The sequence below is a fragment of the Embleya sp. L77 genome, assembly GCF_055557415.1.
Genome location: NZ_CM145710.1, coordinates 2,916,717 through 2,934,426, shown reverse-complemented (window position 1 = coordinate 2,934,426; position 17,710 = coordinate 2,916,717). Strand labels below are relative to the sequence as shown.

At 71.3% G+C, this 17,710-nt stretch carries 15 protein-coding genes and 2 pseudogenes; 10 read left to right on the top strand and 7 right to left on the bottom strand.

The features are described from left to right. Positions 1-61 precede the first annotated feature (61 nt). Complete coding sequence (locus tag ACZOOI_RS42305; protein ID WP_465282140.1) at positions 62-742, top strand: hypothetical protein; 681 nt, start codon at positions 62-64, stop codon at positions 740-742. 102 nt (positions 743-844) lie between these two features. Beyond that, a complete protein-coding gene (locus ACZOOI_RS42300) occupies positions 845-3,643 on the top strand; it encodes a hypothetical protein (RefSeq protein ID WP_465282139.1) in 2,799 nt (932 codons plus the stop codon). Here the strand turns inward: ACZOOI_RS42300 and ACZOOI_RS42295 are convergent. Continuing rightward, entirely contained in the window at positions 3,527-3,973 is a 447-nt protein-coding gene (locus tag ACZOOI_RS42295) for a helix-turn-helix domain-containing protein (protein ID WP_465284157.1), read from the bottom strand. The genes ACZOOI_RS42300 and ACZOOI_RS42295 overlap by 117 nt on opposite strands. A gap of 28 nt (positions 3,974-4,001) precedes the next feature. Here ACZOOI_RS42295 and ACZOOI_RS42290 point away from each other — a divergent pair, with 28 nt between their 5' ends. Continuing rightward, the gene (locus tag ACZOOI_RS42290) at positions 4,002-4,775 is read left to right on the top strand and encodes a methyltransferase domain-containing protein (RefSeq protein WP_465282138.1); all 774 of its coding nucleotides are present in this window, start codon (positions 4,002-4,004) and stop codon (positions 4,773-4,775) included. A gap of 88 nt (positions 4,776-4,863) precedes the next feature. Here the strand turns inward: ACZOOI_RS42290 and ACZOOI_RS42285 are convergent. Continuing rightward, positions 4,864-5,459: pseudogene (locus tag ACZOOI_RS42285) on the bottom strand (VOC family protein); the annotation flags it as partial. An 89-nt stretch (positions 5,460-5,548) separates the two neighbouring features. Continuing rightward, positions 5,549-5,761: pseudogene (locus ACZOOI_RS42280) on the bottom strand (fumarylacetoacetate hydrolase family protein); the annotation flags it as partial. Positions 5,762-6,265: 504 nt separating this feature from the next. Between ACZOOI_RS42280 and ACZOOI_RS42275 the strand changes: the two are divergent. Then, positions 6,266-7,036, top strand: a complete 771-nt coding sequence (locus ACZOOI_RS42275; RefSeq protein WP_465282137.1) for a FadR/GntR family transcriptional regulator — start codon at positions 6,266-6,268, stop codon at positions 7,034-7,036. A gap of 159 nt (positions 7,037-7,195) precedes the next feature. Here ACZOOI_RS42275 and ACZOOI_RS42270 read toward each other — a convergent pair whose 3' ends face one another. Together ACZOOI_RS42270 and ACZOOI_RS42265 are read right to left on the bottom strand one after the other, a co-directional pair. Further along, a complete protein-coding gene (locus ACZOOI_RS42270) occupies positions 7,196-7,618 on the bottom strand; it encodes a nuclear transport factor 2 family protein (RefSeq protein ID WP_465282136.1) in 423 nt (140 codons plus the stop codon). A gap of 623 nt (positions 7,619-8,241) precedes the next feature. Beyond that, positions 8,242-8,715 carry a MarR family winged helix-turn-helix transcriptional regulator gene (locus ACZOOI_RS42265; protein ID WP_465282135.1) on the bottom strand — a complete coding sequence of 158 codons (474 nt, stop codon included), beginning with the start codon at positions 8,713-8,715 and terminating at the stop codon, positions 8,242-8,244. A 123-nt stretch (positions 8,716-8,838) separates the two neighbouring features. Here ACZOOI_RS42265 and ACZOOI_RS42260 point away from each other — a divergent pair, with 123 nt between their 5' ends. Together ACZOOI_RS42260 and ACZOOI_RS42255 are read left to right on the top strand one after the other, a co-directional pair. Further along, positions 8,839-9,753: a DODA-type extradiol aromatic ring-opening family dioxygenase gene (locus tag ACZOOI_RS42260; RefSeq protein ID WP_465282134.1), complete on the top strand. Its 915-nt coding sequence runs from the start codon at positions 8,839-8,841 to the stop codon at positions 9,751-9,753. 81 nt (positions 9,754-9,834) lie between these two features. Next, the gene (locus ACZOOI_RS42255; protein ID WP_465282133.1) at positions 9,835-10,770 is read left to right on the top strand and encodes an NADP-dependent oxidoreductase; all 936 of its coding nucleotides are present in this window, start codon (positions 9,835-9,837) and stop codon (positions 10,768-10,770) included. Positions 10,771-10,963: 193 nt separating this feature from the next. Here the strand turns inward: ACZOOI_RS42255 and ACZOOI_RS42250 are convergent, their stop codons facing one another. Both ACZOOI_RS42250 and ACZOOI_RS42245 read right to left on the bottom strand, forming a co-directional pair. After that, the gene (locus ACZOOI_RS42250; protein ID WP_465282132.1) at positions 10,964-11,815 is read right to left on the bottom strand and encodes an SAM-dependent methyltransferase; all 852 of its coding nucleotides are present in this window, start codon (positions 11,813-11,815) and stop codon (positions 10,964-10,966) included. A gap of 162 nt (positions 11,816-11,977) precedes the next feature. Beyond that, positions 11,978-12,265: a hypothetical protein gene (locus tag ACZOOI_RS42245; protein WP_465282131.1), complete on the bottom strand. Its 288-nt coding sequence runs from the start codon at positions 12,263-12,265 to the stop codon at positions 11,978-11,980. 343 nt (positions 12,266-12,608) lie between these two features. Between ACZOOI_RS42245 and ACZOOI_RS42240 the strand changes: the two genes are divergently transcribed. From ACZOOI_RS42240 to ACZOOI_RS42225, 4 genes are all read left to right on the top strand, one after another. Continuing rightward, positions 12,609-13,328, top strand: coding sequence for a D-alanyl-D-alanine carboxypeptidase family protein (locus ACZOOI_RS42240; RefSeq protein WP_465282130.1), 720 nt, complete (start codon positions 12,609-12,611; stop codon positions 13,326-13,328). Positions 13,329-13,833: 505 nt separating this feature from the next. Then, entirely contained in the window at positions 13,834-14,346 is a 513-nt protein-coding gene (locus ACZOOI_RS42235; RefSeq protein ID WP_465282129.1) for a hypothetical protein, read from the top strand. Further along, on the top strand, positions 14,238-14,894 hold the full coding sequence (locus ACZOOI_RS42230) for a tetratricopeptide repeat protein (protein ID WP_465282128.1): 657 nt from the start codon (positions 14,238-14,240) through the stop codon (positions 14,892-14,894). Before ACZOOI_RS42235 ends, ACZOOI_RS42230 begins: the two co-directional genes overlap by 109 nt. A gap of 885 nt (positions 14,895-15,779) precedes the next feature. After that, complete coding sequence (locus tag ACZOOI_RS42225) at positions 15,780-17,546, top strand: transthyretin-like family protein (RefSeq protein WP_465282127.1); 1,767 nt, start codon at positions 15,780-15,782, stop codon at positions 17,544-17,546. The last annotated feature ends 164 nt before the right edge of the window (positions 17,547-17,710 follow it).

The following is a 17,710-nucleotide window of genomic DNA, read 5'->3' as shown; positions in this document are numbered from 1 at the left end:
GACACGGTCTTAGACTCGGAGTTGCGGCGTTGCACGGGGCTCGCCGGGCAAGGGGACAAGCGTGCGGAATCGAACGGACTCCCAGCCGGCCGACGGGTGGACACAGTACGACGAATACCTCTGGCACACCTGCGACATCGTGGCCGATGTCGTCACCGGCCAGGCGGACCGCCGCCCGCTCGTCGCGAGCACGGCCCGGATCGAGCCGGGTGAGCGCGTACTCGCGACCGGAGCGGGAGAGCATTACCGACTGCGCGCAGTGGGCAACGGCAGTTACCGCAGCACCGGGGTGGCCGCGATCGGGAAGCCCGGGTTCGTGGTGGGCGCGCTTGCCCTGAACGCCTTGGGCAACGCGGCGCGGCGCAAGCGTGCGCAGCAGGACACCGTCCCGCGCTGGGTGCACGACGGCGGCGGCGAACTGACCATCACGCAGATGTCCGCGTACCTCGCGCATCCCCGCAATCCGCTGAGCCTCGGTTTCACCGGTCTCGACCAGATCGACCTGCCCGAGCCCGGCGTCTTCGAGGCCCGCTACCACGACATGTACGGCAAGGGGTACATGTGCGTGCGTGTCAACACCCCGTGGGCATCCCTGGTGTTCGCGCTGGCGGCCCTCGCGGCGTTTCCGGCCCACCCCCGGCTGCTGGGCGGCGCGTGGCTCCCTCCGGGTTTCGAGGAGCGCTGCGCCCACTTCGGCCGACCGGTACGCCCCGCCCAGCGACTGGTGTTGGGCCAGGGCTAGGCCGGCGAACCCGTCGGCCAGGGCGTCGGTCCCGCCGGGCGCCCTCGGCCGTCGTGTCCACGTCGACGGTCACGGGATGGGGCGTGGTGGACGATGGTGCGCGTGAACATATCCGATGCGAGTGCCGGGGCGGCCGTCGCCTTGACGCTGTGTGAGCCGGCTTGGGTGCCGGACCTCGCGGCGCGGTTGCGCGAACCGCTCCTGGACGCCCTCGCCCGGGCGCCGCATCTGCCGCCGGAGCTCGTCCGGCGCCTGCTGGCGAGCGTCGGCCCCGAGGCCCACGCGGCGCTCGCCCGCAAGGCGCTCGCGCGCGAGACCGCGCTGACGGCGGATGTCGCGATCGCGCTTGCCGCGCTGGGTTGGCCGGAGTTGGCGGTGCGGCTGTATCTGGCCGACTTCCCGTCGGGCTTCGACTCCCCCGATCGATACGGTTCCGACACCGAGCCGGGGCCGGCCGACGTCCGCGCCCGCGCGCAGGTCCAGCGGACGAGGGTTCGGAACCGGACGCAGGCGGCGCTCCGCGTCAGATCCGCGGTGCTGGCCGCGGCGGATCCGGCCGATCCGCGTTGGCGCAAGCCCGGCGGCCTGGTCGAACGGCTCTCGGAGGCGTGGGCGGACGCTCGCCTCGTCCCGGCACTGCGGGGCCCGTTCCCCGAGTTGCTCGCCCACGCGCTCCAGGTGTTCGGCAACGATCCGACCCCGGCCGTACGGCTCGACGCGAGGCACCGGCTGTCGAAGCCCGGTGGCGACGAGCCGTTCGCGCGATGCGAGGAGCCGGCCGAGACGCGCACCGTCGTCGGCGTCCCCTCCGCCGGCGGAGGGTGCGCAGCGGCTCCGGCCGCGCCACCGCTCGACGATGCCACCTTCGCCGCGCATCTTCTCCTGCTCGGGTTGCGTCACCTGGACCGGCAACCGCCGAAGGAGGACCGGTACGCGAACGACGACGACGAAGCCTGGAACGGCGATTTCGCGGTCTACGCGTGGACCGAGTTCGCCGCGATCGCCGACGAACTGCTGCCGTGGGACCTGATCCTGGCCGAACACGCGCGCCGCCCGTTCACGGGCGCGGGTCTGGCGGTACTGACCACGCGTCCGGGATGCCCGGCGGACCTGGCGGCCGAGGCGTATCGCAAAGAGCCGTACCGGGTCCTGGCCTTCGCGCCGGACGTCGTCCCGCTGGAATGGATCACCGCGTTCGAGTCCGCCATGTCGAGCGGCGTCGTGTGGGAGCCGTTGCTGTCGCGCGGCCTGACGGAAGGTCGATACGACCCGGACGAGGTACTGGACTCGGTCACTCCGGCGACCGGTGTGTTCGCCGCGCTTCCCCTGGCGGTGCCCGGCGTACGCAGCGCCGTGACCCGCCTTGCCGCGTGCCTGGGCACGGACCCGGCGGCCTGGACCGCGATCCTCACCGGAAAGTCCTGGTTTTCGGGTACCGCACGGCAGTTCGTCGAGTCTGCGGTCACCGGACGGGTCCCCGAAGGGCACATCACCACGTTCGTGGGCGCGCCCCACACCGCGAACCCGGTCGAGGCGGCCTTCCAGGTCTTGTTCGCGTGCGCCGGGCCGGACGTACGGACGGCGCTGATCCCGAGGTTGCCGCCGCGCGCCCTGGAACTGCTGTGCATGCCCGGCGGCGGGAGCGCGACGCTGCGGGCCGCGATCCTCGCCGCGCACGGCCGGCTCGCGGCCCTGGCATCGGCGACCTACGCGGTGGACCTGTCGCCCGAGGAGACCGCGGAGTTGCTGGACCGCGACGACCCCGAGATCAACGCCCGGTTGTACGCCCGCGCCCGGCTCACCCGCGCCCAACGCGTGCGCATAGCCTCCGGCACCGACCGGCACGGGCGCCCGCGCGCCGTACCCGTCTCCGAGAGCGTCGCCACCTGGGACACGAAGCCGCCACCGGACCAACTCCTCGACCGGATCGCGGCCACCCGGCAGTCGGGGCATCCGCTGGTGCTGCGGCACCTTCCCGCGCACGCGGCCGGGCGGACCACGGCAACACGGCTGGCGATGCTGGTACGGCTGTGGGAGTTCGGCGGGCCGCACGACGTCCGGGAACTGCTGGACGCGACGCGCCCGCCGCCGCGACGCGCTCGGATCGGAACCGAGACGTGGCCGGCCCCGGTGCGCGCGGCGGCTCGGCAGGCACTGGCCGCCGGCCCCGACGCGGGACTCGACCTGCTGCGCGCGGCGGCCGACGACGCGGCACGTCCCGAGGCCGTGATCGCGGAACTACGCGAGTCCGGCGGCACGACGCACCCGTTCCGGGACGAGGAGCTGCCCTGGCCGCAGCTCCTGCGCGCACAGGCCGAGCAGCCGTTCGACGCCGACCCGGCCCGAAGCCTCCTGGATCACCCCGAATGCCCGACCGAGTTCCGGAACGCGGTGCTGCACAGCCCCGCCGCGCTCGGGACGTCGGGTTCGTGGATGGAGCAACGCCTGGCCGCCGGCGCGCTCTCCGTACTGGACGTGGCGGCGGCTCCGTGCACGCCGGCGCCGGCGGCGGTCCGCATCATCACGGAACACGCGGCACGGACACCCGGTTTCCTCCGCGCCCCCGCAGCCCGCGAGCTGATCCGCCGCGTCCGCACCCGGCTCGACCACACCGACGCGTGGGTGGTCGCGGTGCGCCTGCTGCCCGAGTTCACCGGCACCCTCCTCGAACTCGTGGACACCGCGGCTGCCGCGACCGGCCGCCCCGTCGGTGTGGACCCGCGAACGCGGCCCGGACCCGGGGCGAGCGATTCGCATCGACCGCACCCGGCCGCGCGCAAGGACTCAGATGGGGACGACCGCCTCCGGGCCGACGCGATCCACCACCACCTGCCGGAAATGGGCGCACCGGGTGAAGTCCTCCTGATCGCAGTCGAGGGCGCATTCGATGAGTTCGAGTGATGCCTGCGCAGCCGCGATACGGGAGCGAAGCGCCTCGGCCTCTTCGCACAGGATGTTCCGTCGCTGCCCGGCATCGGCGGTAGCGACCAGTACGCGGATGGTGTCGAGGGAGAGCCCTGCCTCCTTGGCTCGCAGGATGACGGCGACCCGGGTGAGGTCGGCAGTGCGGTAGCGGCGGCGGCCGGCGGCATCGCGGGCGGGGGCGAGGAGCCCCATCGCCTCCCAGTGACGCAGGACGTGTGTGGCCAGGCCGAAGCGTTCGGCGAGGGCGCCGATGCCGATCGGGCCACACTCACCGCCGACGGGCTTCTTGGACTCGCTTGACTTCATGCCGACATTAAGTCCCAACCTGATGCTCATGACCAGGGAAACGGAACAGACGCGCCCATCGACGGACCACCTCATCGCGCGGCTCGACGCGGCCGATCGCCTGCCGGGCGCAAAGGAACTGCGGTACCTCTCCTACGACTTGCTCGGCACCGCCGAACCCGGAACGTCCGTCGTGGACGTGGGCTGCGGGGCCGGACGAGCCGTGGCGGAACTGGCCGAGCGGAACGTGCGGGCCATCGGCGTGGACCCGAACGAGCGCATGATCGCGGTCGCCCGCGGCCGGTGGCCCGAAGCGGACTTCCGGATCGCGGGAGCGTACGAACTCCCGCTGCCGGACGCCTCGATGGACGGCTACCGCGCCGACAAGGTGTTCCATGAACTGGCCGAGCCGGAGCGGGTGTTGGCCGAGGCTCGCAGGGTTCTCACGCCCGGCGGGCGCATCGTGCTGTGCGGCCAGGACTGGGACACCCTCGTGATCGACTCCGACGATCCGGCCCTCACCCGCACCATCGTGCACGCCCGCGCCGAGATGACCACCAGCCCTCGTGCTGCTCGCCGGTACCGCAACCTGCTGCTGGACGCCTGCTTCGGCAACGTGACGGTCGAGGTGCACACGGGCGTGTTCACCGGGCCGGCCATCCTGCCCCTGCTCACCGGACTGGCCGAGGGGGCCTGCTCCACCGGCGCCGTCACGCGCGAGCGGACGGACGGCTGGATCGCCGAGCAGCGTGCGCGGGCCGAGGCCGACCGCCTCTTCCTGGCAATGCCGATGTTCCTGGCGACGGCGACCGCACCACGGTGAGGTGGGGGCCACCCGATCGGGCCCGAGCCGCAGCCCCGCGTCCATACCTGCCGCCCCGCCGATCGCCCGCTGTCCACCGCGCCGTGTTCTACCTCGACTCGGTGTGGGCGCCGGTCATCAGCGCGGCGAGATCCTCGGGGGCGAGGAAGGACGGCGGGGGCGGCGGGCCCCAGTGGAACAGGCCCTTGGCTCCTTCGAGGACCTCGGGCGTCCACAGGCTGTCCTCCGGGATGCAGTCGAGGTCGGAGTAGTACTCGCTGAAGTTGCCCGCGGGGTCCTTGAGGTACCAGAAGAAGTTCGAGCCGGCGTGATGGCGGCCCAGACCCCACACGTGGCGTTCCGGGTGGTCCTCGAGCATCGCGGCGGCGCCTCGGCCGACCTCGTCGATGTCGTCGACCTGCCACGAGGTGTGGTGCAGGTAGGGGCGGGGGCCGCGAGCACGAGCAGGTTGTGGTGGTCGGTCGAACAGCGCAGGAACGCGCCGGCGCCCTTGATGATGTCGCTGGTCTTGAATCCGAGGCCGTCGGTGAAGAAGGCGGTGGAGACGTCGAGGTCGGGGCTGCCGAGGACCGCGTGACCGAGCTTGCGCGGCCGTACCGGGCCGGTGCGCAGGACGCCGGGTGCCCGGCCCGCACGCTCCACGCGCCCGGGCCCGTTGTACGGGGTGGGCGGCGCCGGGTCCTGACCGAGCAGCCCAGGCTGAACTGTGGTGCCGGTCCGGCCAGTTGCACGATGCGCTCGGAGATGTCCTGGCCCACCGTCAGGCCCGCGACGTGTCCCCACGCGTCGGCCTCGGACACCCGGTGGGCGCGACGGCCGATCACCGCGACGAGTTCCACCTCCCAGTCGGTGTGGCCGTTCGCCGGCAGGCACACGTCGGTGACGGAACCGGTGATGCTGGTGACGTACTTGGTGAACACCGGCGGCAGGTTCTCCGGGACGGCGAAGCCGGACTCGGCCGCGTGATCGCGGTAGTTCAGGCCCACCGCCAGAATCTGGCGCGGAGCCGGCACGGGCGAGCCGAGGTCGCGCGGTTCGAACGCGACGCCGCCGGTCGGGTTCGCCCGCGCGGCCCAGGCGGTGAACTCGTCCCACCGCTCGTACACCGCCTGCGGGTCGGCGCCGAACCTGCCTCCGCCGGCCCGCTCGACGTCGACGGCCTTTCCCTCGTGCAGCAACACCAGACGGCCGGCGAGATTGGCGATACGCACGGACGCACTCCTTCGGGAAGAACGGGTCACACGCTCGCGACAGGCGAGACGTGCCGTCGGACGATGCGCGCACACGAGCGGCGAGCCTCGGCGGCAAACGCCGCCCGTCGCCCGGCCGAACGCAAACCATCATGATGATTACGACGACAGTTTGCCCGGGTCAGCACGGTCGTCAACCTCGTGTGCTGATATCGTCATGATGAATTCATGACGGATCCATGATGAATCCTTGATGGAAATGATGGATCCATGGTGAAACCGAGGCGACCGGAGGACGCAGTGGCCACAGCACACAACGGCGGTTCCGGCCGGCGCGTCGCCCCGCGCCCCGGACCGCAGCCGCAGCGGCACTCGGCGGACACCGAGCGCCACACCCCCCCGAACCGGGCCGAGACCGCCGCCGACGCGATAGCCACCCTTGTCGCCCGTACCGAACCCGGCGCCCGCCTCGGCACCAAGGACGAACTGCGCACACGGTGCGGAGTCTCGGTCGGCACCTTCAACGAGGCGCTGCGCCTGTTGCAGTCCCGCGGCCTGGTCACGGTCCGGCCGGGCCCCGGCGGCGGCCTGTTCGCCGCCGAACAGTCGCCGATGGTCCGACTCGGCAACTCCGTCCTGGCGCTCGATGCCGACCAGACGGACGTGGCCGACGCCATACGCATCCGCGACTCGCTGGATCCGCTGCTGATCGAGGACGCCCTGTGGCACGGCTCTCCCGCCGACATCGCGGACCTGCGCGCGGAACTCGCGGTCATGAAAGAGGCCGTCGAGGCCAGGGACCCCCGCGCCTTCGCCTTCGCCAACTGGCACCTGCACGCCCGGATCGCCGCGATCAGCCCCAACACGCTGCTGCGCTCGCTGTACAGCAGCCTCCTGGAGATCATCGAGTCGCACACCCTGACCGTGCTGCCCGCCCGCGAACAGCCCTTGCAGGAATACATCCACGAACGCCACGCCCTGCACGTGGCGATCGTCGACGCCCTCGAACGGCGCGACCGCGACGCGGCGATCCGACTGGCCCACGAGCACAACACCACCATCGACCGCTGACGCTCGCGCACTCGGCCGGCGAACGCCGCATCCCCCATCGTCGCCGCGGGCCCCGGCGCACGCCTGCCGCACCGGCGGCCGACCCGGGACAGGCGGACTACGCGGGTGCGGCGCCGACACGGTCGTAGGGACCTGGTGTACGGCGGCGCATCTGCGGCATCACGTACCGGACTTGATCTCCGTGCCCTGTGCGGAGATCAAGCGCCAGCCGTCGGTGGGGTCTGCGGGGTCTGCGGCGAACACATGGGTGTAGCGGCTTTCGGCGGTGAAGGTCGAACCGTCGGCGTTGGTGAAGTTCATGCTCGTACGGCCGACGATGACGCCCACGTCGCCGATGCGCCGGACGACGGCTTCGTCGGGAAAGGACTGCACCGCGGGGAACCGAACGGCTCCGGAAGTGACGGCCTCGAGCAACTCGGCCTTGCTGACGGTCGCTCCGTCGTGGATGCCCACCAGAATGAAGTCGTCGGCCAGCAGTGCGGCCAGGCGCGCGTGGTCGGCGACGACCAGCGCGCCCAGGAAGTCCTGATCGCACGCGATCAGAGCGGCGCGGTCGCCAGGGTTCGCGGTGGAGATCGTCAAGGTCGTTTCCGTCCTGTTCGGTCGAAGGTTGCCGTTGCTCGGGCAGCGTATGCCTTCACGTCGGCGTCAACGCCGGCGCTGCGCATGCGATGTCAGGCACCTCTTCGAACGCCGTCGAGCATGCGGCCGCGCTCTCGGTCGTTCAGGGCCGGGTGAGCGTACGCGCGGCGGTTGCCGGGCCCGTGCGATCCCGCGATCCCGCGATCCCGCCCGCCGACGCGCGGGATCGCGGGATCGCCGCCGCGGGTGTGGTGGGGTGCGCGTCCGCTTCGCGGCCGGGTTGGGCGCGGTGCTCCGCATCCGTGTTGCTCGTCCGCTACGCGGCCGGTGGTGCTTGGGGCGGGCGCGACGGGGCGACGGCGGAGCCGTGTTGGTGCGACCGAGGTGACGCCGTCTGGGATGCCGGCGGTGGGCAGGAATGCTGCGGCGATTGCGGTGCCCTTCCGCCGGGGGGGACCGCTCGGGCCGGGTCGGGTTGTGCGTGGTGGTGTGGTGGGTTGCGGGTTTGGTTCGGTGCTCCGCATCCGTGTTGCTCGTCCGCTACGCGGCCGGTGGTGCTTGGGGCGGGCGCGACGCGTCGGCGGCATCGCAGAGCCGACGGGAACTCCTGTCCGGGACGGGGCTCAGCCTCCTTCGAGTTCGCGGCGCACGGTGGCGGCGATGCGGGTGAGGGCGATCCCGAGGTGACGGCGCTGCGCGGCGGTGAGCGGATCGAACACGAGCCGCTTCACCTGTGCGACGTGTTCCGGTGCGCTCTGCACGAGCTTCTGCCGGCCGGCGTCGGTCAGGGTGGCGAGGGTGTATCGACCGTCGCCGGGGTCGGGTCGGCGGGCGACCCAGTCGCGGGCTTCGAAGCGGTCCATCGCCTTCGACAGGCGGGGTTGGGTGCTGTCGCAGACCCGGGCCAGGTCGCTGAGGCGCATCGTGGCCTCGTCCGCAATGGACAGCCGGGCCAGAACCCCGTACTCGAAGTTGGAGATGCCTGCGTCTCGCTGCAGTTGTCGGTCGAGGGCCGCCGGGAGGGCGATGACGACCGTGAGCAGCGCCTGCCACAGGTTCTGCTGGTCGTCGTCGAGCCAGGGTGACTGGGTGTCCATGAGCCCCATCATACTTGCCCGGGAAACCGACATCACTTGCCTGGGCAAGTCTTTGGGGGCTAAGTTTTCACTTGCCTGGGCAAGCGAATGTACTTGCCCAGGCAAGTGAAGGAGCTGATTTCGATGCCCACCACGAGCAGCCTGGCCTCCCCGAACGGCCCGGCTTCCCCGAACGGCCTGACTTCCCACGTCCCGTCGCGCACACCGGCCGCGGCATACGACGACCTCCTTGCCCGGGTGCTGCCACTGGCGCGCGAGCAGCGGGTGTGGAGCCCCTCCGACGGGCCCCTGCCCAGCCTCTTCGTCAGCCACGGCGCCCCGTTCACCCTCGACGATCCGCAGTGGCTCGGCGACCTCTTCGACTGGGCCCGGTCGATGCCCAAGCCCCGGGCCATCGTCGTCGTCTCGGCCCACTGGGAACGGGCACCGGTCGCGATCTCCGGAACCGCGGCCGGCACCCCGCTCCACTACGACTTCAGCGGCTTCCACCCCCGCTACCAGACCCTTCCCTACCCGACCCCGGACGCCGGCGACCTGGCTCGACGACTCACGGGCCTGCTGGGCCGCACGCCGCTGCACGAGTTCGCCGACCGCGGCCTCGACCACGGCGCCTTCATCCCGCTCATGGCCATGTATCCCGCGGCCGACGTCCCGGTCGTGCAGCTGTCCATGCCCAGCCTCGATCCCGGCGCCCTGCTCGGGCTCGGGGCCCGCCTGCGGCCGCTGCGCGAGGAAGGCATCCTCGTGCTCGGCTCGGGCTTCATGACGCACAGCTTCGCCGTCTTCCGCCGGCCGGAACTCGCCGCCGACACCACGGCCTTCGACGAATGGGCCGTCGACGCCCTCGCCCGGGGCGACGCCGACGCCCTCGCCGACTACCGCGCCAAGGCACCCGGCGCTGCGGTCGCCCATCCGACGGCCGAACACTTCGTCCCGCTGCTGCTCACCGTCGGCGCCGCCGACGACCCCGGCAGCGCCGTGAGTGCCATCGACCGCATGGTGATGGGCAACTCCACCCGGTCGGTACAGCTGACCTGAGCGCGTCGACGTGCTTCACCTTCCGACCCCGATCGCCTCGTCCGTTGGCGACGACATCGACACACCCTGGAGGAAAATCCCATGAAGGCAATACGTTTCCACGAGTTCGGCGGCACCGAGGTCCTGCGCTACGAGGACGTCGACCGTCCGGTCCCCGGCGCCGGCCAGGTGCTGGTGCGGGTGGCGGCCACCTCGTTCAACCCGGTCGACGACCACATCCGCGCCGGTGTCCTGGCCCAGATGATTCCGATCACTCTCCCGTACGTGCCGGGGATCGACCTGGCGGGCACCGTCGCCGAACTCGGTGCGGACGTGACGGGCCTGGCGGTGGGCGACCGGGTCGTGGCGATGCTGCCCCTCGACACCGCCGGCGCCGCCGCCGAGTACGTGCTCGCCTCGGCCGAGTCTCTGGCTCCGGCGCCCCGGACGACCGACCTGGTCGACGCCGCGGCGTTGCCGCTGACCGGCCTGGCGGCTTGGCAGACGGTGTTCGAACTCGCCGAGCTGAAGCCCGGTCGGACCGTCCTGATCAACGGGGCCGGGGGCGCGGTGGGCAGCCTCGTGGTGCAGCTCGCCGTCGACGCGGGAGCGCACGTGACCGCGGTGGACGCGCCGCAGCACGCCGACCGCCTTCGGGGCTACGGCGCCGACCGGGTCGTCGGTCCCCTCGCCCTCGCCGCGGGCCCGGCCGCCGTGGGCGGTCCGTTCCAGGTCGTGGTGAACCATGTGCGCGTCTCCCCGGAGGAGCTCGCGCAGCTGACCCACTACGTCGCCGACGGCGGGGTCGCCGCCAGCACGGCCGGCCCGATTCCCGAGGACCTCGTGCGCGGGGTGCGCAGCGCGAGCCTGTGGGTCCGCAGCGACGGAGCCCAGCTGACCGAGCTGGTCGCCAAGGTCGATGCCGGCAAGCTCCGGATCCACGTCGCCGCCCGCCGCCCGGTGGCCGAGCTGTCCGCCGTGCACGAGGATGCCGGCGCCGGCCGGCTGCCCGGCAAGACGGTCGTGCTCGTTCCCTGATCACACCCTGCCCGGGCCGCCCGCCGTACGCCTTCGTCGCCGGCGGGCGGCCCGGGAGTTCGCCGGCGTCCGCACCCGCGACCGAGCCCCGGCTCGGGTCGGCCGCGGCCGCTGTCGATCTCTCGGAGGCAAGGGCCCGGCGGGGCCGGTCGGCCCGGTATGCGGCGGCCGACCGGTGTCGGTACCGGCGCGGTCAGAGCTTGCGGGCGACGCCGCCGAATTCGATCCATTCCGCGGTCTCCTGGGTCGGCCCGGGCGTTGCGTCCGGGCGCCAGGTGGAGATCTCGACGAGGCCGGGGGCGAGCAGTTCCAGGCCGGTGAAGTAGGTCTCGACATCCGCCGCCTCGCGGACGCGGCCCCAGTTGCCCTGGGTGGCGGTGAGCATGAAGTCGCTGAGCCGCTCGCGTACTTCGGAGTCCGCCGAGACCAGGTGCGAGATGACGACGAAGCTGCCCGGGGCGAGCCGATCCATGACGCGTTCGACCAGAGCCGCCGGTTCGTCGCTGTCCGGCAGGCAGTGCAGGACCGAGACGAACAGCGCCGCCGTCGGCTCGGTGAAGTCGATCAGCTTGGTCACGTCGGCGTTGTTCATGATCGCGTCGGTGTCCCGAAAGTCCGCGGTGATCACGGTCGTTCGGTCGTTGTCCGCGAGAATCGCGCGCCCCTGCGCCAACACGATCGGGTCGTGGTCGATGTAGACGACGCGCGACGCCGGATCGATGCCCTGCGCTATCTGGTGCACGTTGTCCTGGGTGGGCAGGCCCGATCCGTGGTCGAGGAACTGCCGCACCCCGTACTCGCTCGCCAGCACCCGGACCGCGCGCTGGAGGAAACGCCGGTTGTTGATCGCGAGCGCGCGGGTGCCCGGCGCCGCCTTGGACAACTCCTCGGAGGCCTCGCGGTCGGCTCGGTAATTGTCCTTGCCGCCGAGAAAGTAGTCGTACATTCGTGCCACGCTGGGAACGCCGATATCGAACCCGCCGGGCGGGTTGTCCTTCGCCCGATCCCGGGCCTCGTCCTGCGCGTCGATCGAGCGCTCTGCCATGCGAATCCCCCACGGATACCCGGCAATTGACTGCGCGTCACATGATATGAACACGCAGCCACAGCCTAGCCGATGCTTGATCGAGTCCATATCCTCGACGCGGCGTGGTCCCGCGGCCCGAGGCCGAGGGCGTGTCCGTCCGCCTTTCGAGTCGAACCAAGCTCAGCCGAGACCCCGATGAGCGGCCCACATCTCCCCGGCACGGCCGGCGGCGGCGGCGACCAGGGCCGCCAGCTCGGGCTTGTCGGGGACAGGGAAGGAGACATACGCGCCCCGACCACCGCCGACCGGCCGGCCGTAGGCCTTCACGGCGAGGTGACCGTCCGGGAGAAGCCGGACGTTGAGTGTGGTCAGCGTGAACGCTTCACCGCGTCGAGTGTCCGTCCAGCGGAGCGCCTCCGGGATCGTGACATTGATCGCCAGAGCACTCACTTCCAGGTCGCTGCTCATGGACGAATGATCTCAACACATGGAGGGCGTACTCAACGTACCGACCACCGCGGCGACCCTGATCCGACAGAGCCCACCGATCCGCGCGTCGCCCGAGCCCGCACGCCGAATCGGACCGGCCCCGCGAGGATGGATCCGGCCAATGCCGCCGGCGCGAGCGCGGGCACCCCGATCGGCACGAACCTGCGGTCCGCGTCCTGTGCCGTGGTGGGTGAGGTGACCATCGGCGGTACCGTCGCACTGTCGGCCTGTGCCGGTTCGTGGATGCCGGGGATCACCCGTATCGCGGCCGTATCGAAAACGGCGTACGCCCCCGCAACGGTCCTTCGTCTTCAGTGAAGGCATGGACCACACCACATCACCCCTCGGGCAGGGATCGCCGCAGCCGGAGCCGTACGTCGTGCCGCCCGATGCCCACACGATCGCCATACCGGCGCTGCCCACCGCGCCTCCCGCGGTGCCGGCCCGCGAGCCGGCCGGCCGCCGGCGCGGGGTGATGGTCGCGTGGGTGCTGGGCGGTCTGGTGGCGCTCGGCGCGACGGGCGCCACCGGGGTCGAACTGCTCGGCGACGACGGCGGGAAGGCCGACAGCGCCGCCCCGATCGCCGAATCCGCTTCGGCCTCTGCCTCTACCCCTGCCTCGGCCTCTGCGTCCGGACCGCCCAAGAACGACGTGGACGCGCCGACCGACCCGAGCGCACTGACGCGACCCGCGTACACCGCGTACAACCGCATCAAGGCGGACATGGCGAAGGAGGGCATCACCCTTTCCCTCACGTCGGGCAAGCGATCGTGGACGCACCAACAAGAGTTGTGGGAGGAGGAGTTGAAGGCGAAGGGTTCGCGCCAGGCGGCGATGCGGCGGGTGTTGCCGCCGGAGATGTCGCTGCACGTACACGGCCTGGCAATCGACATCGCGCCGCGCGCCGCGCAGATCTGGCTCGACCGCAAGGGCTCCGCGTACGGCTGGTGCCGCCCATACGACAACGAGGCGTGGCACTACGAATACAAGGCGTCGTACACAAAGGGCTGCCCAACACGCAAGGCGGGTCCGTGGGAGTGACAGCCGCGACAAGTACCAGCGCCGGCACACGCACACATACGCACCTCGCACGCAGCGGCCGCCGGGCAGCCGAGTCCGGGAACAGGTCAGCCGGACCCGCCTGCCGCGCCTGCCACGAATGGGCCTTGCCGGCCCGGAGGTTGCGGCATCCCGGCCCCGCCACCGTGCGCGACGCGCCACAAGGGCTCGGCATTTGCTGTCGAGAAAGGCCGCACCTCTGCCCCTCGCGCCCGGAGCGGTCGCGGTATGGGCGGCGGCGGAGGTACGGACGCCCTGGGCGTCACCTTCGCCCCCGGCGGGACCCTGTACCACCAGGGGACGAGGGCGCGGTCGGCGTCGGGAGCACCGGTCGTCCGCACGTCGAACCGGGCCGCCTCGGCTCGGACACGGAGCGCTTCCGGACACCCGGCTGGTCGGCGAGCGCAAGCGCGGCGACCGCTCCCCACGGCCGCACCTGGTCATCGCGCATCAGCTCGTCCCAGTCCAACGGTGCGCGGGGGACGTCATGAAGGAGCAGGACGGGTCGATCCGCGGCGTCGAACTCACCGACCTGACCGGCGACAGCGATCTCGACCTCACCGTCTTCGAGGGCGTCTCCTCGGGCCTGCTCGGCAAGGACGAGATCGACCAGGTGAGCGGGGTCCTCGAACCCGGCAGCTCTGCGGGTGTCCTGGTCTACGAGAACGCGTGGGCAGGCCCGTTCGCCGCCGCCCTGCGGCGCGGCGGGGGCCGGCTCGTCGCCGACGGGCGCATCCCGGTCGAGCGTTCGCATCGGCCGGTGCCGGGCGGGTGGGCGAGTATTCGAGACTCGGGCCGTGCCCCGTGGGTATGGTGGCGGTCATATCTCCGTTCGACGCACGTCTCGGGTCGAGTCGACGACCCGACAGGGGAGACGACGAGGAGCGAGCCATGGCCGCGGATGGTCGGATCGAACGGGCCAAGGCGTGCTACGAACGCAGCGTACTTGCCGGTGAACACGCCGGGCTGGATACGGCCGATCGCGAACTGGACGCGGTAGAGGCCGAGTTGGCGCTGTCTCGCGGACGGGTCCGGCACGCCCGGTTCCTGGCGAGGCGGGACCTGGACGCGACTGAGGATCCGGCCGAACTGCCCGCATTCGAACGCGCGTTGGCGTTGTTTCGGGCCCTGGGGCAGGTGCGAGGCGAGGGTGAGTCGCTGTTCTGGATCGGCGTCGTCCATCAGGTCGTCCGACGCGACCACGCCACGGCCGTACCGTTTCTCGAACGCTCCCGCGACATTGCGATGCAGGTCGACGACAGGGAGATCCTGGCCGAGGCACTGCGCCATCTCGGCATCGCCGACCATGCTGCCGGTCGCCTTGAGGCCGCTCGGGAGCACTTGACCAGGTCGTCCGAGCTCCGCCGGGCGGCCGGGCTGCCGGCGGGTGTCGCGGCGAACATGGTAGGCCTTGGCTACATCGCCGCCGCCGAGGGGCGTCACGACGACGCGTTCCGGATACTCGCCGAGGCGGATGCCCTCGCGCGCGCTCATGGGGCGCACGCCATCGTGCTTCAGGTCGAGGAGGCGCTGGCGCAGCTTCGCTAGGTCGTGCCAACAATTCTTGTCGCCACAGCTCAGCGGTGCGAAGCCGAGAGCCTTGCCGTACGGCGCAAGGCGCCGAGCTGCGCCACCCATGACCGACCGGACGTGCTCCCGGCACGGCGGGTTGTCCGCCCGGCCACAGTCGAGGGCGTTCCCGGAGTTCGTCGTCGCCGGCGACCGCACCGGCGAGCGGGATACGGCCGGCAGCTTCGGTCCGAGCTGATGATGCTCTCCGTGCTTCCCCGATGAACAACGCAGCTCAGCACCGCGCACAGGTAATGGTGCACATCGCACAGCACATCACCACGTGCAGATCCGAGGCGGCGAGGGTGGGTTCGGGGTTTTCCATATCGCAGCACCATCGAGGAAGTGCCCGTACGACATCCCGCGGACCATTTCGCGCTCTACGTCCGGTAGCGATGTCGGCAGTTGCGCGATCATGGCCAAGGCAGGGGTCTACGAGGTGATCGAGAGGCCAACGGATGCCGGCCCTCGACCACTTGGCAGTGCCGGTCGCATGCGAGAGGCTGCCGGAGAGGCGACGACAGCGATGCGCCACCTCGGGAAGACGCCCGGCCGGACGGTCGAAGGGGCGTCCGGCGTCTCAGGGTCCCGCCTCGGCGGGGTGCGCCGGACCCCGTTCGAGGTCCACCGCCGGGCCGAGGCCGGGCACCTCGGACAGGGATGACAGGCGGCGTGGACAGCACGCCCGAATTCTCCGCCCGGGCGCCCGGTTTCCGATTCCGCGCGAGGTAGCACACCGACCGACCGGCCGCCCGGCGCGTGCTCGCCGGAGGGCGTCGTCGCTACCGTGCGCGGGAGACGCCCCGGCGCGGTTCGCGTGAATCGGATAGTGGCCGTCGGTGCGAGTGGCTACGTTCGAGCGCCATGATCAATCGAATATCGGTACGGCGCAGGCGACGCGTGGTCATCGTCGTTGCCGGAGCCGTCGCGATCCAGGTCGGATTGGGGGCCGGCGCGTTCGCGGCATGGGATACCGCCGGCTCGGGGAAGGACTCCGCCGGCCCCCGGACATGTACGAGCCGCCCGAATCCGGACGCACCCGAAGCCGGCGAGGAGCGCAGCTGCTTTTCGGTGGACGCCGGCGTCGACCATCCGCTCGCGGTCGGCGAGATCGCCACCGTGCGATTCGAGGTACGGTCCCGATTCGCGGCCGGGAAGGTACGTGTGGAGGCGGACCTGCCGGCCAACCTCGCCTGGCTCGAGGCCCCCGTCGGACTGACCCGTTCCACCCATCCCTCCCCCAACCCGGTCCACCTGGGCAGCATCGAACGCGCCGCGACCGTACGCACGTTCAAGGCGGGGCAGAGCACCACGTACACCGGACGAATCGTCGCGAAGGCGGCCGGTCCGGCGGAGATCAAGGTGCGCGCCGCCGCCGACCTGCGCGGCGGAGTGGACGCCGCGGAGGACCTGATCCCGCTCACCGTGGGCGCGGCGCCGGGCGGGTCGAGCCTGGGCGCGGAGCGGTCGACCGATTCCGACTCGGTCGAGGTCGCAGCGGACGTGGCGGCGCAGGAGTCGACTCCCCATCTCGCGGCGGAGTCCTTGTCCACGGCCGGCCTGCCCGCACCCGCCGGGGACGATCCGGTGGTACCCCGGGCCCGGACCGCCGCGGCGGCGGCGACCGCGTGCGCGACGGGCAAGTGGCTGTACGTCGACGAGAAGGGCGTGACCAAGCCGGTCGTCAACATGACCGTCGAGGCCTGGGACGCCGACACGAGCAACGCGCACGACCTGCTCGCCAGTGGACTCACCGGCACCAAGGGCGAGTACAAGCTGTGCTTCGACAACGCCGAGAGCAACAACAGCGGCCAGGACGTCTACGTCAAGCTCACCACCAGCAACAAGAACTGGCGCGTCCAGGCGACCGGCACCACGAACGCCTTCTCGTTCACCACACCCACGGTCGCCAACGTCGCCAACGGAAGCACCACCGCCTTCGGCAACCGCAAGCCCACCCAGGCCAACCGGATGCGCGCCCTGCACGCCTTCGACGCGCTCAACGACGCCTGGAAATGGGTGCCCGGCAACACGTGTTGGGACGCCCTGGACACCACGTGCCGTCAGGTCGTCGTCAACTGGGCGCCGGACTCCACGATCGGCAACTACTTCGGGAACAAGCAGATCCACCTCAAGGCGGACGCTCCCGACTCGCACATGACCGTCGTGCACGAACTGACGCACGCCCTGATGGCCGACGTCTACGAGGACTACGCGCCGCCCATCCCCAATTGCAGCCCGCACGGCGTCTCGGCGAAGTCCTCGACGGGCTGCGCCTGGGTGGAGGGTTTCGCCGAGTGGGTACCGGCGAGCGTGTACAAGGATCCCTACTACCGGTGGCCCAGCGGTTCGTCCCTCAACCTGGAGACGCCCACCTGGAGTACGTCGGGCTGGGACGACGGGGACGCGGTCGAAGGCCGCGTGGCCGGTGCGCTGATCGACCTCACCGACACCACGAACGAGGGTTCCGACGTCTACGGGGAGGCCGCGCCCGGGAACGTCTGGAACACCTTCCTGCGGCACCGCTCCGCGACGTTCGCCGAATTCTGGCAACACCGCAAAGCGGACGGATATGACACCTCCGCCAACGGTCCGCTGAAGAGCCTGTACCAGAGCACGATCGATTATTGACGAACGCGCCTCCCCCGTTCCGCACGCACGCGGAACGAGGGAGGCGCACGTCACGCCGGCCGGACAGGCGCGGCGAGCGCACCGGCCGGCGAGCGGCCGGCGCCGCCCGGCCATGTGACCGGACGGCGGTACCGCGGTACGTGTGACACCGATCCTGCGGCCCC

Excerpts from the sequence above, each read along its gene's own strand:
- ACZOOI_RS42295 (WP_465284157.1), bottom strand. The coding sequence starts at position 3,973 with ATGAAGTCAAGCGAGTCCAAGAAGCCCGTCGGCGGTGAGTGTGGCCCG.
- ACZOOI_RS42290 (WP_465282138.1), top strand. The coding sequence starts at position 4,002 with ATGACCAGGGAAACGGAACAGACGCGCCCATCGACGGACCACCTCATC.
- ACZOOI_RS42265 (WP_465282135.1), bottom strand. The coding sequence starts at position 8,715 with ATGGACACCCAGTCACCCTGGCTCGACGACGACCAGCAGAACCTGTGG.
- ACZOOI_RS42260 (WP_465282134.1), top strand. The coding sequence starts at position 8,839 with ATGCCCACCACGAGCAGCCTGGCCTCCCCGAACGGCCCGGCTTCCCCG.
- ACZOOI_RS42255 (WP_465282133.1), top strand. The coding sequence starts at position 9,835 with ATGAAGGCAATACGTTTCCACGAGTTCGGCGGCACCGAGGTCCTGCGC.
- ACZOOI_RS42250 (WP_465282132.1), bottom strand. The coding sequence starts at position 11,815 with ATGGCAGAGCGCTCGATCGACGCGCAGGACGAGGCCCGGGATCGGGCG.
- ACZOOI_RS42245 (WP_465282131.1), bottom strand. The coding sequence starts at position 12,265 with ATGAGCAGCGACCTGGAAGTGAGTGCTCTGGCGATCAATGTCACGATC.
- ACZOOI_RS42240 (WP_465282130.1), top strand. The coding sequence starts at position 12,609 with ATGGACCACACCACATCACCCCTCGGGCAGGGATCGCCGCAGCCGGAG.
- ACZOOI_RS42235 (WP_465282129.1), top strand. The coding sequence starts at position 13,834 with ATGAAGGAGCAGGACGGGTCGATCCGCGGCGTCGAACTCACCGACCTG.
- ACZOOI_RS42230 (WP_465282128.1), top strand. The coding sequence starts at position 14,238 with ATGGCCGCGGATGGTCGGATCGAACGGGCCAAGGCGTGCTACGAACGC.
- ACZOOI_RS42225 (WP_465282127.1), top strand. The coding sequence starts at position 15,780 with ATGATCAATCGAATATCGGTACGGCGCAGGCGACGCGTGGTCATCGTC.